The organism is Psychrobacter arcticus 273-4, from assembly GCF_000012305.1.
Taxonomy (GTDB): domain Bacteria; phylum Pseudomonadota; class Gammaproteobacteria; order Pseudomonadales; family Moraxellaceae; genus Psychrobacter; species Psychrobacter arcticus.
In genome coordinates this window covers 869,032-883,430 of record NC_007204.1, presented here as the reverse complement: position 1 = coordinate 883,430, position 14,399 = coordinate 869,032, and the positions used below count along the sequence as shown (strand labels likewise).

Below are 14,399 nucleotides of genomic sequence, written 5' to 3'. Positions count from 1 at the left end.
GTTATGTTTAATTGCTACACATGCTTGTCTTTACGACCAGCAAAAAACCCCAGTTTTTTCTTTTTAAATACTTTAGCCACTGGCTCTAACGTTGCAATGTATTGCACCAACTCTTGATTGGTCGTAGCAGTGACTATCTGACGTTTTTTGAGTTTGCGTAACTGTTTATCTGCTTTTATCGGCAAGTCTTTATAGCGAAACGGCGTATGGGCACTCTCGGCATCAGGCAAATGACTTGGGTCAACAGTATCCTTTATATCGATATCGCATCCCAATACCTGACAAACACGCAAAGCACTTCGTACGCCGTCTTCATGGAAACCATTAAACCAATAAGCACCGCAAAAATGGCTATGTGAGTCGGTACCAGAGATGCTTGACCATTGCGCTTGCGCGGCGACCATCTGATTATTAAATACCGGATGCCTATAATCAATGCGCTTGATGACTTGACGTTCATCCACCTTATGATTGAGGGTGACTAAGTAATTGTGCTGTTTGGTCAAGCGCTGCAAAATATTCATATGATAGGTCAATACAGGCTTTGTGGCAGTTTGCAGCGGCTCTTTGTCATTCTCAATAGAATTTTTATCATCGATTAAATAATTCCAGCTTGCCCATGCCAGCGACCTTTTTGGTAAGACTGAGGTATCGGTATGTAGAACAGCGGTATTACTGGTGAAGGTAAAATGGCTCAATACTTCTTGTTCGGTAGGATTCGCATCTTGTAATATTTTAAGCGCTGTATCTGCATGACAAGCAAAGATGACCTCATCAAACACAAGTGCTTGTGCCTTATCAGCCGTTGTATCTATAACTTTTAATATGACCTTGTTATCTTCGCGAATAACTGATTGCACGGGGCTGTTCACGCGAACGGTGCCACCCGCTTTCACAAAACGTTTGACCAGCTTATTTACATACTGCTTAGAACTCCCTTTTATCGTAAACCACTGCGGACGATTGACCACCTCAAGTAGACCATGATTATCAAAAAATTGAGCAAAAAACACTAAAGGCAACGCTTGTACGTCGCGCAAGCTGGTCGACCAAATGGCAGACACCATTGGTAATAAATAATTGTCCGTGAACAAGTCGCCATACTTGTTAGTATCTAGATATTCGCCTAGCGTTTGCTTGGTAAAAACACCAACAGCCTGCCCCTGCTCGCGCGCCTTATCATAATCTTGGCGTAGCTGACGTACCTGTTTATTGAACTGCAAAATATCGTTAATAAACCCCCAAAACTTAGGGTTCAAAATATTCTTGCGCTGCGATAACAAGGTATTGAGTGTATGACCATTATATTCAAAATGACGCGCCGTATTTTTAACAGAAAAACTCATGTCCGTTGCTTGAAACGGCACTTGCAGCTCATAAAGTAGGCGAAAAAAATTGGGATAGGTACGCTCATTAAAGACAATAAAACCGGTATCTATTGCACTTTTTTCAACGGTGCTTCGCTTTGCTTTCTTACCGTCCTGTAGCGTTACATCGATAGTATTTACATGCCCACCGACATAATCACTGGCTTCAAATACTGTGACCTCAAATTGCGCTGCCAAATAATGTGCGCAAGTGAGTCCTGAGACGCCTGAGCCAATGATAGCGAGGCGTTTTTTAGCTTCTGGATTTAGAGAGTTATCTAAGTCGCGGCTAGTATGATTAACCACTGATTTATTAGAAACGGCTTCTGTACTCTTAGATTTACGGCGGAAAAATGGCATCAAGGCATTCCTTATTGTTTTCTTTACACAGTCTCATAAACAGTCTCATAAATAGCAAAACTGGCTATTTTTTATTGATTTTTTCGCTGACTTGTTGCCAGACCAAATCAGGTAACGTCCCTAAGACCTTTAAGGGCAAAGTAAGTTTTTTGGGAAATTCAATGACTTCATTGGCATTATTTTATTAATCAACACAGGCATTTATTTATCAAATCTAAATAATTATAGTATAAGCAAGAGGCTTTATTTGTTGTTGCTTCGCAAACAGATTTGTATCGAAGATATGAGACAAATTCGTCTAATAAAAATCTCTGTCATAGCAATAGTATTTTTAATCTAAAAAATACTCAAAAAAAAGCTTGACGTATTTTTTATCTTTGCTAGAATACGCCCCACTTAGCAAGAACTCGTTAGAGGCTTTCTAAGCTCGTTGTAAGCGATTAAACACTTGCAGCTTATTCTCCAATAGCTCAGTTGGTAGAGCAACGGACTGTTAATCCGTGTGTCCCTGGTTCGAGCCCAGGTTGGAGAGCCATATTTTAGTAGTAAATTTTTTGAGTCATCTTTGATTCGATTATGGCATTTGCCAAGACCCTCATCACTTTGATGGGGGTTTTTTTATGGCCGATATCTTTGTAGCTGTCGTTTAAATGACTGGACCATAGCGCTCATTGAAAACCAAACAACATACTAATGTTGCTAATTTTCGCAATTAGATTGGTTCTAGCAATAACTTATCCCTATAATAAAGCCCTAAAAAATATATAATCTATCTCATCATACCCTTAACCATTCAAGGACTGGATTTTTATGAGTAATACTGAACAAATCACCTCTTCTGACAATACTCATTATCTGCATCATACCTTTTTTGAGCCGAGTAATAGTGATACCGCCATTAGCGCAACCTTGCTGATTGTACACGGCATGGCAGAGCACAGCGGGCGTTATGCAGACTTGGCTCAATTTTTAGCCGATCACGGTATTGCGGTCGCCACTTATGATCAGCTTGGTCATGGAAAAACCGTCAAATCCGCTAAAGATTTGGGGTTTTTTGGTGAAGAGCATCCTGTGCAGTCACTATTAAAAGATGTCATCGTCATGGCAGACAGCTTAAAAGTGCGTCATCCGAATGTGCCTCACTTCGTCATGGGTCACTCTATGGGCTCGTTTATCGTACGTAACGTCCTAAAGCATCATGCACGTAACTTTACCGGTGCTATCTTAATGGGTACAGCTGACGCCAATCCATTGACCAAAGTATTATTGCCGGTCAATAAGTTACTGGCAAAAGCGGCGCCTAAAAAGCCAAATACCCTGTTTGCTAACGTGATGAATAAAGTACTCAATAGCAAGCTCAACAATCGTATTTCTTCATCGAAGTTTGCGTGGTTGAACGAAGACCCTGCCGCCGTTGAAGCTTATGAAGCCGATCCATTGACAGGTTTTGACCTTACCAATAACGGCTTTATGACCCTCTTTACACTGATGGACGCAGGCTTGCATAAGAACTGGGCAATGACGATTGCCAAAGATTTTCCGATTTTATTGATCAGTGGCGAAAATGACCCCATCGGTGATATGGGTCGCGGCATTCGCAACATTGCCAACCGCTTAGACAGACAGCATTTTGATCATGTCTCTGTGCAGCTCTACCCTCATATGCGCCATGAGCCGCTACACGAACAGAATAAAGAGCAGGTTTATCAAGACATCTTAGGCTGGATAAATAATAATACTTAAGACCATAAACACCCGAACTTATAGTATCGTCTATCACGTTTGCTAAAAGTCGCCAAATTAGCGACAATACGGCAAGTTTTTTATTTACCTTCATCAATTTTAGGAATCCTTATGTCATTACAACAAACCATCGAACAAGCTTTTGAGAACCGCAACGAATATAGCCCAGCAACCATGCCACAAGATGTCCGTGATGCCATCAATCAAGTGCTTGAGCAGCTAGATAACGGCACTTTGCGCGTTGCAGAAAAAAAGGATGGCGAATGGGTCGTCAATCAGTGGGCAAAAAAAGCCGTCTTGCTATCGTTCCGCCTAAATGACAACTACGTTCAAGCAGCGGGCGAGCATATACAGTTTTATGACAAGGTGCCAACGAAATTTGCTGATTGGACAGAAGCACAGTTTAAAGAAGCCGGCGTACGTGTAGTACCACCAGCCGTTGCTCGTAAAGGCTCATATATCGCACCAGGTGCCGTACTAATGCCATCGTATGTCAACATCGGTGCTTATGTTGATCAAGGTGCTATGGTAGATACATGGGCGACAGTTGGTTCATGTGCTCAAATCGGTAAAAACGTCCATCTATCAGGCGGCGTCGGTATCGGTGGTGTCTTAGAACCATTACAAGCCAATCCGACTATCATCGAAGACAACTGCTTTATCGGTGCGCGCTCTGAAATCGTTGAAGGCGTCATCGTAGAAGAAGGCGCAGTTATCTCTATGGGTGTCTATATCGGTCAGTCTACCCGTATTTATGATCGCGAAACGGGCGAGATTCATCGTGGTCGCGTACCAGCAGGCTCAGTGGTTGTGCCAGGCAGCTTACCTTCTGAAGATGGTACACACAGCTTGTATGCTGCTATCATCGTGAAAAAAGTAGATGCACAAACCCGCGCTAAAACATCAGTAAATGAGTTATTACGTTTAGCCTAAATACTTAATCACGATTATTTATCGCTTTTAAAAAAGATGCTGAAGCTTAATGTGCTCCAGCATCTTTTTTGTTGCTGAATAGCAGCTTAATAGAGGACTTTACGTTATAATCTTTGTCTCGTTTGGGCACTGAACTTCCGAGTGTTAGACAGATTATTAAACCTTTTTTATTTGATATGTGCTCGATGGCACGATTAATCCTTAACTGTATTTGAAATATTATGAGTGAGTTATCTTTACGCACTGCTGCCATCCCTGTCACTGACCCTGAAGCTGGGTTACGTTTGACGGAGATTTTCTACTCCTTACAAGGTGAGGCACTGACTTCAGGGTTGCCAACGATATTTGTGCGCTTGACCGGCTGTCCGCTGCGCTGTGTCTATTGCGATACCGAATATGCCTTTAGTGGCGGCGAGCGTCAATCGCTTGAGACCATGATGGCGACTATTGCAAGCTTCCCTTGCAAGCGTATTTGCTTGACCGGTGGCGAGCCTTTAGCCCAGCCTAATGCCATTGAATTGATGAAACGTTTGCTAAACGATGGTTACGAGATTTCTCTTGAAACGGCAGGTGCACTGACGGTCGAAAATGTCCCGCCAACGGTCAGCAAAGTCATGGATTTAAAAACCCCAAGCTCAGGTGAAGTCGATAAAAACTTATGGTCAAACCTCGATTACCTCACTCAACATGACCAAATAAAATTTGTCATTATGAATCGCGCCGATTATGACTGGGCAAAAGCCAAGCTTGTCGAATACAAGCTCAATGAATTGGTCGGTACGGTATGGTTTTCACCGATGTTTAATGTGGCGCATGAAGACACTGTAAACGATAACAGTCCAGAAGTGCCAGTCCTGGCACGCGAGCTTGCCGAATGGATGTTAGCCGACGCCCTACCCGTACGTTTTCAATTGCAATTACACAAGATTATTTGGGCGGACGCCAAGGGCAAATAGTCTCTAAAATCTAAATGGACAATTAAATACATATAGTCGGTGAAAAGTAATATCGATACAACACGTACTACTGGTGCAAATTTTTCTTGCTTGCTGTGCCTACGCAGACAGAGGCTGCAAAAAATTTACACCAGTAGTACTGTAGCGATTTTAAAGTATTTCAACTATAGCAAGCCAAGGCAGAAAGGGATAGGCATGGTCAAACTCATTTTATTGGGCTTATTAGCGGGCGCGTTTTTTAGCGCCACCTTTATTTTAAATGAGATGATGAGTAGTGCCGGTGGGCACTGGTTTTGGTCAGCAAGCCTACGCTATTTATTTATGTGGCTCATCATTACTATCCTGATTGCAATGCAGCATGGTTTTGGGCGTATTAAAGAATTGAGCGCTATCTTTTTTCAGCATTGGCGGTTTTGGTGTATCACCGGTAGTATCGGCTTTGGCGTATTTTATACTGGCATTTGTTATGCTGGTGACCATATTGCAGGTTGGGTGGTTGCGGCAACCTTTATGTTTACGGTGGTGACAAGCTTATTGGTGTTGGTAGCATTTGGGCAAAGATTTGATAAAAAATTCATCATTTATGCCTTATTGGTCTTTATTGGCGTAGTGATGGTCAACGTCAGTGAAGGCTTACATGCTTCTACCCTAACCGATACCGTACCTATGGCTGATATGCTGCTATATGGCGCGCTGCCTGCACTGATTGCAGCATTCAGTTACCCGATTGGCAATCAACTGGTTTGGCAAGTGTCTCACAACTCACGCAAACATAGCGCTGAGCAGCAACAAGCTCGAGATAGTAATCAAAAGAATGACGCTGATATTCATACCCAGCGCATTGTCACCGAAGCCCCTATATTACCTATCGATAGACAAGCTGCGTCACGCTTGCAAAATCTCATCGCGCGCATTCCTGCGATTGAGACGACTTTACTGCAAAATGCTTTTAATAAAGTTTGGCTAATGACCTTCGGTAGCTTGCCGTTTTGGTTACTATTAGGCTTAATAATACGTCCTGAGCAACCTGCTACTACACAGGTCTTTAATACATTACTGGTGGCAGTATTGGCAGGGGTCGCGGCGACGAGTATATTTTTATATGCCCGTGAGCAAGCGGTGACATCGAGCGAGGTGGCAGGCGTAGATTCTACCCAAGCCAGTGAAGTGATATTTGCTGTGATTGGCGGCATGTTATTACTGAATAAGGCACTTCCTTCTACACTAGGCTTGGTGGGTATTGCGCTTATCATTCTGGGACTGATATTATTTGCAAAAGATGGTTAAGGCTCAAATACAGCCATGATAAACAACTTTATTTTCCCCGATATCCTGCTGTAGATTTTGGATTTTGGCGCTCGACTACTGCAGGCTGGATACGACAACAAACGAATTTACAATGTTATTTATCATCTTTGCTGTACGCATGCTGGCGCTTAAATTCGACTGGCATTTGCCTTCCATTCGCTTGGTCGATTAACTGATTAGCCGGTTTTTATGATTGGCGAAGAAAATAGCAGCACTTTAATCTCAGTGCTTTAATCTCAGTGCTTTAATGAGAATAACTCATGCCTACCATTGCCTTAGATTCTAATCTGATTACTACTTTTGACCCGCGCTCACTCATTTATTTGTTCGATATGATTGGCATTGTCGCTTGTAGCATTTCAGGAACGATATTAGCCAAGCATAAAAACTTCGATGTATTTGGCTGCTTACTGGTATCGATTGTGACTGCTATCGGCGGCGGTACCGTGCGTGATGTGATCTTGAATCGTCATCCACTGTTTTGGATGGTGGATATGAATTATCTGACGGTCATTACCATCTCTTCACTGTTGATGCAGATATTCTTTCACCCCAACTCTAGACGCGTTGATACGTTTCTTAAACTCTCTGACACCATTGGTCTGTCAGCCTTTACCTTAATCGGTATCAAGGTGGCTGATAGTATGGGCACAAATGTGCTGGTGGCATTGTTACTTGGGGTTATTACAATTATTGTCGGCGGTATCATTCGCGATATGATTTGCAATGAAATTCCACTGGTGCTACAGCAAGAGATTTATATCACCGCCGCTTTAACAGGTGGTATCCTTTACTTTGTGCTTCAAAATCTTGGCGTGAGCGCTTGGATTGCTGATATCTCAGCAATGGCAACGATTTTTACCTTACGCATGCTTGCTATTCGCTATGACTGGCAGTTTCCGAGCATTGAATGGAAATATTAAAGCCTAGCAATTATTAATACAGTTAAGCTACTAGCTCTCTTCTACCGTCTCTTTTACAAGCGCCAAATCTTTTATCATCAACTGCAAGCTTTGTTTGCCATTCCACTCATTAATGTTCAGCTCAAACAATACATGCACTTTTCCGGCGCGGTAATCCCAAGCACTGCTATCAAAATTGAATTGAATGGCTTCAATCGGATACTGCACATCAGGATAACGTAGCGATAATTTGAGGTGCTTATCTTTTAGTACCTTAAAGTTTAATACTTCAAACACCCCGTCAAATATCGGCGGTGCAAACCCATGCCCCCAAATACTAGATTCTGCCAGATACTCGGCAAACCACAGACTAAAATCACCTGCTTGTAGAGGGCCATCGGTGAATTTCTTCTCGGCGAATACCTCATCATCCATCTGTGCCAGCACATCATTGAAAGCGGCGACAAAGGCATCAAAGTTACCACGTTTCAACGTTAATCCGGCTGCCATGGCATGACCACCAAAATGGCTGATTAAATCAGGATGACTTTCGGCAACTTGTTCAATAGCATCACGAATATGCACGCCAGTGATAGAACGTGCTGAGCCTTTAATAGCATCGTCGTCGCCTATGCGCTTAGTATCCGCTGGTGCAAAGACAATACTGGGCAGATAATGGCTTTCTTTCAAACGCCCTGCAACGATACCGATGACACCTTGATGCCAGTCATCTTGATATAACACGATACTGCGGGTGTTAGTGGTCTTCTTCTCAAGTTTATGCTGAACGATGATATCACCGCTTTCGTCAGCATTAGCTTCAATACCTGCATCAGCAGCAGCTAATGCTTGGACGATATCATCCGCTTGTGCACGCATCTCACCTTCTACGTGGCGACGCGTACGGTTGAGCTGCTCAAGCTCTTGCGCCAATCGCTGCGCCGTTGCCCAATCATCCGCTAACAAGCATTCAATACCGATGCGCATATTATCCATACGACCAGCGGCATTAATACGTGGACCTAAGACAAAACCAAAATCTTGCGCCTGTAGTTTTTTGGGATCGCGACCCGCTTGCTCTAACAATGCCAGTATCCCCAAAGAGCCACGCCCTTGACGAATAGCAGCTAAGCCATGATGTACTAAAATACGATTGTTTTTATCGAGCACTCCAACATCAGCAATCGTGCCAAGCGCCACTAAATCTAAATATTGGCTGACTTGTACGGTAGACTTTCCCGCTTCCCGGCGCAGCTTTGCCAGTCGTCCAAGCACATAAAATGCTACCCCAACACCCACCAAGGCTTTGCTAGCAAAGTTACAATCAAGCTGATTGGGATTAACCACGGCTTCAGCAGGCGGTGTCTCTTTGGTTGTCAGATGATGGTCAGTAATAATGACAGTGATACCATCAGCCTGCGCACGTGCCACGCCTTCATGGCTTGAGATACCATTATCTACCGTAACGATCATTTGCGGTTGATAAGTTTCAATACCCAATTCGACAATCTCTGGCGTCAGACCATAACCGTATTTAAAGCGGTCGGGCACCAAAAAATCCACCTTCGCGCCCATAGCAGTCAGCGCGCGCATCATTAGCGCCGTGCTGGTCGCGCCATCACAATCAAAGTCGCCAACAATCAAAATGCGCTGACCTTCATCGATAGCAACATCTAACAAACGTACCGCTTCGGTAACGCCTTTTAAGCGCTCAGCAGGTAATAAACTAGCTAGCTGAATTTCAAGCTCATCAGGCTGCAGGATACCGCGACCGGCATATAACCGAGCAAGCGTCAAGGATTGGGCGGCAAGTGGTTGCAACGCGGCGGGCAACTCGTCGATGCGAGTGCTGGTATAACGGGGGGTTAAATTTAGCATGAAGGTATTCTACTGGCTTTAGTAAGTGGTCACAATATTAATTTAGGGGTAATTTTCAGCGTGTAGGTGCATGGTTAGAGATTGCTTATGCACGCATCATCACGTAACTTATAGCATAATTTAAGCACACATAAATGGTGTATTTACTTCTAAACTGCTACTTTTAGCGCATACCTTCATTTACAAAAATGGTGCAGATTAACCCTGTTTTTCTGCATTTTGCTACAAAGCAGCGATTGTATGGTGTTTATAAATACATAGAATAGTAGGCATCTTATAAACACCGCAGTTGCTTGTCATCTATGCCATACTAAATGTTTGATTATTCCCTGCTTCTCTTTTATTTTCTTTTAATTGCTTTTTTTAACTACTTTAAGGATATTTCATGAAAACCACCCCTCTCGCTGAAAAACTACCCAATACGATTGATCCAAATTTAAATCTTGAACAAGTTAAAAAAGAATGTATCGCTATGGTTAAAAAACGCGCCAGAATCTCTGCTGGTGTTGCCATCGTTCCTGTACCGTTTTTTGATGTGGCAATCGACGCTAGCATGCTCACTATGCTGCTACCTGAAATCAGTGAGCGCTTTGGTTTGCTCGAAGATCGCCAAGCAGCGGTAGACTTAGAGTCACGTGCTATTCACTGGAGTGCTCTAAAAGATCGTACAGTCGATTTTGCAGGTCTGATGGCAACCCGTGGTATCATAAAAAAGACCGTTCAGGGCTTTGGTGGTCGTATTGCAGCCAAGCAAGTGACCAAATTTATTCCACTTGGTGGTCAACTGGTCGCAGGTACAATGGGCTATATGATTTTTAAAAAAATCGCTACTGACCATATTAATGAGTGCTATAACTTAGCAAAAGACATTCAGCAAAAGCAACACGGTAAAAATGTCTAAAGCGCTACTTCAAATAAACTGAACCGCCCCGGAATTGTCGAAGATTTAACATTCTGAGAGAATACGATAATGAAAACACGAAACTACACTCCCGAGATTAAAGAACGAGCCGTTCGCATGCTGATTGAAGCAGCAGGCGACTACCCAGCACATAGACCAAACCATTCCTGCCGTTGTACAAGCGCAAAGCTAACAGCGCATCAAAATGCTTGAACGCGAGAATAGAGAGCTTAAGCAAGCGAATGAAGTCATACACAAGGCGGCGGCTTTTTTCGCCCAGACGGAGCTCGACCGCTAACTAAAATAATGGTTCAGTTTATCGATGATTATAAAGATAATTAGGGGATCGAGCCTATCTGTAGAGTGCTACCGATTACCCCATCAACCTATGGTTATGTGTCGCCTTTTGAGTTTGAAAAGCGGTATTATGATAGTTTAATCCTGTCAGGCATCGCTGCTTGACTCAAGTAAATTAGCCACCGATATAGTCGGGGCGGTTTACATTTTGAATTTAATCTTAACAAAACCGCCCTACTTCGAGTTGATATATTTCCTTCAATTAATTAACACAGAACTATTATTGTTGTTCATAAGCAATACTAAAGTTATATAGATGTCATTGATAATTGACGCATACCTCAAAGGAACCACCTAACAAGACTCGTTAATCAATTAATAGACCACTCAAAATAGACTGATATAGAGGAACCACCTATAACAGACTTTTTATAACGAGAGTGTGAGTCCTAGATAAGGAGTAACACTATCTGCTATAGGTTTCTATTTAATCGCCCTAAAAATCATTTCGAATATTCCTATCCCAGCAAATATACCAAGTTTTAATCAAGTTATTATCTAAAATATTTTAGCCTCTTTTTAAACTGTTCATGTTTTCTTAGATAACTGTAAATTTCTCATATAACCAAGGCTCAATATCTTCAATCACTTGATGGTATAAATGCGGGCCTAGCGTTTCAATAATGAAATCCAATCAAAACCGAGCAGTCAGGTTGCCGATATCGGTATCAAACTCCTCTTTCATATATGTACTGAGACTCTCCAAAACCATTTCTTCTGCTCCCTCTAATAATTTTAGTGGTGGCTCTTTATTCATGTTAGCTGCTCCAAATAATCACTTTTCTTCGTTAAATATTAGCTATTAAAGCTTAGTTATAACGATATAGTCTACCCAAAATATACAGTTATAGATGAACGCTTAGCAGTAACTAACAACAATGATAAGCAGTAAATAGCAGAGTCTAAACCATAGAGATGTAAACTATCTCTTTCATTCTTAACTGAAAATCTATAAGATACCGTCTGTATGGTTTCTTTTTAAGCCGTAAATTGTTGCGAGTATCTACAAGATGAGTCCTACTACTATTGCTTACAGCTACCTTGGCATCGCCATTATTTGTGAAGTGATTGGCACTACTTTTTTGATGAAGTCAGAGCAATTCACCCGTGTGGTGCCGACACTCATCATGGGCGGGCTTTATACCATCTCATTTTTCTTGTTGACTCAGACACTAAAAACACTACCGCTGGGTATTGCCTATGCGATGTGGGGCGGACTGGGCATTGTGCTCACCTCAGTCATTGGTCTCGTAATGTTCAAGCAGCACCTCGATACCGCAGCAGTGAGTGGCATTACTATGATTGTGGGTGGCGTCGTTGTGATGAATATATTTTCTAATTCTGTAGGACATTAAGACATGGACAACGCGCATAAACGCAAAAAACAACCAGAGTTTGTTCGTCATGCATTACTTGAACAAGCCGCCAAGCTGACAATAGAGCAAGGGCTGTCTAAGGTTACATTTCAAGCGGTCGCTGAGGCTGTAGGAGTGACAAAAGGTGGCGTGATGCATCACTTTGCCACCAAAGACGCGCTTGTTCTTGCCGTGTTTAACGATGCCATGGCAAAATTTGAGTTGGAAGTAGATGACGCCATGGCCAAAGATTCTGTGAGTTATGGTTCTTTTACCCGCGCTTATATAGATGCCACGATCAGTTTGGGTAAAAAAGGGCAGGAGCAGTTTAATCACCAAGCAACGTTATATGTACTGATGTTAGGGGATAGCGAGCTTCGTGAGTTGTGGGCTCGTTGGTCTAATAAGCAATTACAGAAGCATGAAAACACAGACAATACCGAGACGTTATGTATGGCGCGTTTGGTCGCTGATGGTATTTGGCTCTCTGACTTCTCGGGTATTAGCATCTCTGACAAAAAGTCATTGCGGAACCGCTTGATACAAATGACGCAGAGCGAGCAGTAGTAAAATATAACATTATCAAAAATTAGCTTTATTCAAAATTAGCCTTTAAGCAACCGTAAATATTTTTGATTCGACCGTTTTTACTATCCGGTCATAATTCATTTTAACCATTTATAAAAACGACAATTTATTAGGTGTAAAGGGCTTGCTATAGCCCTTTTTTTGCCGGTTGTCATAAGGAGACATCATGACTGACTCAACTGATCTTAAACACATGGACAATGCCGAACAAACACAGACGGCTTATATCAATGGCAGTTATCTTGCAGTAGACAAAGCGCTCTCGACCTTCGATAGCATTAACCCTGTAACGGGTGAGGTGCTCTCAACCATTCAGCAAACCACTACCGAGCAAATCAATGATGCTGTTATTGCAGCGCAAAAAGGTCAAAAGGTTTGGGCGGCAATGACTGCGATTGAGCGTAGCCGTATCCTGTTAAATGCCGTTGCTATATTACGCGAACGCAATGACGAGCTGGCCGTTCTTGAAACTAAGGACACGGGAAAAGCGATCTCTGAAACTAAATATGTCGATATCGTCACCGGTGCCGATGTCATTGAGTACTATGCAGGGCTTGCGCCCATGATCGAGGGGCGTCAAATCCCGCTACGTGATACCAGTTTTGTGTACACCCGCCAAGAGCCGTTAGGCGTAATCGCGGGTATTGGTGCATGGAACTATCCCATCCAAATCGCCATGTGGAAAGCAGCACCTGCGCTCGCGGCGGGTAATGCGATGATCTTTAAGCCTTCTGAAGTGACGCCATTGTCTGCGCTAAAACTGGCAGAAATCTTCACTGAAGCGGGATTGCCAGAAGGTGTCTTTAATGTAGTGCAGGGTAACTATGAAGTTGGCGAAGCGCTTACTCAGCACCCTGACATCGCTAAAGTGTCATTCACGGGTGGCGTGCCAACGGGTAAAAAAGTCATGTCATCAGCGGCAACGTCCTCACTCAAAGACGTTACTTTAGAGCTGGGCGGTAAATCACCGCTGATTATATTTGACGATGCCGATATTGATACCGCTGCCGACATCGCCATGATGGCGAACTTCTATAGTACGGGACAAGTATGTACCAATGGTACGCGAGTATTTATCCCTAAAGCGTTACAAGCCAAATTTGAGCAAGCCATCCAAACGCGCGTTAAGCGCATCAAGTTGGGTGATCCTATGGATGACAGTATCACCATGGGGCCATTGGTAAGCTTCCCGCATATGGACAGAGTGCTTGGTTATATCGAGCAAGGTAAAGCGAGCGGCGCGCGCTTACTGTGTGGCGGTGCACGTGTGACAACAGGCTCGCTTGCTGACGGTGCTTATGTGGCGGCTACCGTATTTACTGATTGCACGGATGATATGAGTATTGTGCGCGAAGAGATCTTTGGTCCAGTTATGTCAATATTGACTTACGAGACAGAAGAAGAAGTCATTCGCCGTGCCAACGATACCGAGTATGGTTTGGCGGCAGGCGTTGTGACTGCTGATTTGAACCGCGCGCATCGCGTAATCGCTCAAATTGAAGCGGGTATCTGCTGGTTAAATACGTGGGGTGAGTCGGCTGCGCAAATGCCAGTAGGCGGCTACAAGCACTCAGGCATTGGCCGTGAAAACGGCATTCAAACGCTTGAGCATTACACTCAAACCAAGTCTATTCAAGTAGAGCTGGGCGCATTTGAATCTGTATTTTAAAGCCTCGGTTTAATACTTGGTTTTTACGGCTCGATTTTTAGCGTTTATCTAACGTATACACTTTACTATTATGGATATTTTT

Annotated in this window: 12 protein-coding genes, 1 tRNA gene, 1 pseudogene and 1 other annotated feature; of the genes and pseudogenes, 11 read left to right on the top strand and 3 right to left on the bottom strand. The window is 43.1% G+C overall.

Features of this window, described 5'->3' with window-relative positions; all coding sequences use genetic code 11:
- Positions 1-14 precede the first annotated feature (14 nt).
- Positions 15-1,727, bottom strand: coding sequence for an NAD(P)/FAD-dependent oxidoreductase (locus PSYC_RS03865; RefSeq protein WP_011280020.1), 1,713 nt, complete (start codon positions 1,725-1,727; stop codon positions 15-17).
- Between the two features lie 459 nt (positions 1,728-2,186).
- Here PSYC_RS03865 and PSYC_RS03860 point away from each other — a divergent pair.
- From PSYC_RS03860 to PSYC_RS03835, 6 genes are all read left to right on the top strand, one after another.
- A tRNA-Asn gene (locus tag PSYC_RS03860) sits at positions 2,187-2,262 on the top strand.
- Between the two features lie 275 nt (positions 2,263-2,537).
- Positions 2,538-3,470 carry an alpha/beta fold hydrolase gene (locus PSYC_RS03855; protein WP_011280019.1) on the top strand — a complete coding sequence of 311 codons (933 nt, stop codon included), beginning with the start codon at positions 2,538-2,540 and terminating at the stop codon, positions 3,468-3,470.
- Between the two features lie 111 nt (positions 3,471-3,581).
- A complete protein-coding gene (gene dapD / locus PSYC_RS03850; protein WP_011280018.1) occupies positions 3,582-4,403 on the top strand; it encodes a 2,3,4,5-tetrahydropyridine-2,6-dicarboxylate N-succinyltransferase in 822 nt (273 codons plus the stop codon).
- Positions 4,404-4,624: 221 nt separating this feature from the next.
- The gene (gene queE, locus PSYC_RS03845) at positions 4,625-5,359 is read left to right on the top strand and encodes a 7-carboxy-7-deazaguanine synthase QueE (protein ID WP_011280017.1); all 735 of its coding nucleotides are present in this window, start codon (positions 4,625-4,627) and stop codon (positions 5,357-5,359) included.
- A 195-nt stretch (positions 5,360-5,554) separates the two neighbouring features.
- Positions 5,555-6,646 (top strand): multidrug resistance efflux transporter family protein, encoded by a 1,092-nt coding sequence (locus PSYC_RS03840; protein ID WP_011280016.1) that lies wholly within the window; start codon positions 5,555-5,557, stop codon positions 6,644-6,646.
- Positions 6,647-6,927: 281 nt separating this feature from the next.
- Positions 6,928-7,590: a trimeric intracellular cation channel family protein gene (locus PSYC_RS03835; RefSeq protein ID WP_011280015.1), complete on the top strand. Its 663-nt coding sequence runs from the start codon at positions 6,928-6,930 to the stop codon at positions 7,588-7,590.
- 30 nt (positions 7,591-7,620) lie between these two features.
- On the opposite strand, the gene recJ is transcribed toward PSYC_RS03835, so the two are convergent.
- Entirely contained in the window at positions 7,621-9,447 is a 1,827-nt protein-coding gene (gene recJ / locus PSYC_RS03830) for a single-stranded-DNA-specific exonuclease RecJ (protein WP_011280014.1), read from the bottom strand.
- Positions 9,448-9,832: 385 nt separating this feature from the next.
- Here recJ and PSYC_RS03825 point away from each other — a divergent pair, with 385 nt between their 5' ends.
- Both PSYC_RS03825 and PSYC_RS11785 read left to right on the top strand, forming a co-directional pair.
- Complete coding sequence (locus tag PSYC_RS03825; protein ID WP_011280013.1) at positions 9,833-10,348, top strand: hypothetical protein; 516 nt, start codon at positions 9,833-9,835, stop codon at positions 10,346-10,348.
- 69 nt (positions 10,349-10,417) lie between these two features.
- Positions 10,418-10,687: pseudogene (locus PSYC_RS11785) on the top strand (IS3 family transposase); the annotation flags it as partial.
- Positions 10,613-10,729, top strand: a sequence feature (AL1L pseudoknot). (Overlaps the previous pseudogene by 75 nt.)
- 610 nt (positions 10,730-11,339) lie before the next feature.
- On the opposite strand, the gene PSYC_RS11905 reads toward PSYC_RS11785, so the two are convergent.
- A complete protein-coding gene (locus PSYC_RS11905; protein WP_264622164.1) occupies positions 11,340-11,462 on the bottom strand; it encodes a hypothetical protein in 123 nt (40 codons plus the stop codon).
- Positions 11,463-11,715: 253 nt separating this feature from the next.
- On the opposite strand from PSYC_RS11905, the gene PSYC_RS03815 reads away from it, so the two are divergent.
- The 3 genes from PSYC_RS03815 (at position 11,716) to betB (ending at position 14,317) form a co-directional block, all read left to right on the top strand.
- Positions 11,716-12,060, top strand: a complete 345-nt coding sequence (locus tag PSYC_RS03815) for a DMT family transporter (protein ID WP_011280012.1) — start codon at positions 11,716-11,718, stop codon at positions 12,058-12,060.
- A gap of 3 nt (positions 12,061-12,063) precedes the next feature.
- A complete protein-coding gene (locus tag PSYC_RS03810) occupies positions 12,064-12,627 on the top strand; it encodes a TetR/AcrR family transcriptional regulator (protein ID WP_011280011.1) in 564 nt (187 codons plus the stop codon).
- Positions 12,628-12,841: 214 nt separating this feature from the next.
- Positions 12,842-14,317, top strand: a complete 1,476-nt coding sequence (gene betB / locus PSYC_RS03805) for a betaine-aldehyde dehydrogenase (protein ID WP_041757964.1) — start codon at positions 12,842-12,844, stop codon at positions 14,315-14,317.
- Positions 14,318-14,399 lie beyond the last annotated feature (82 nt).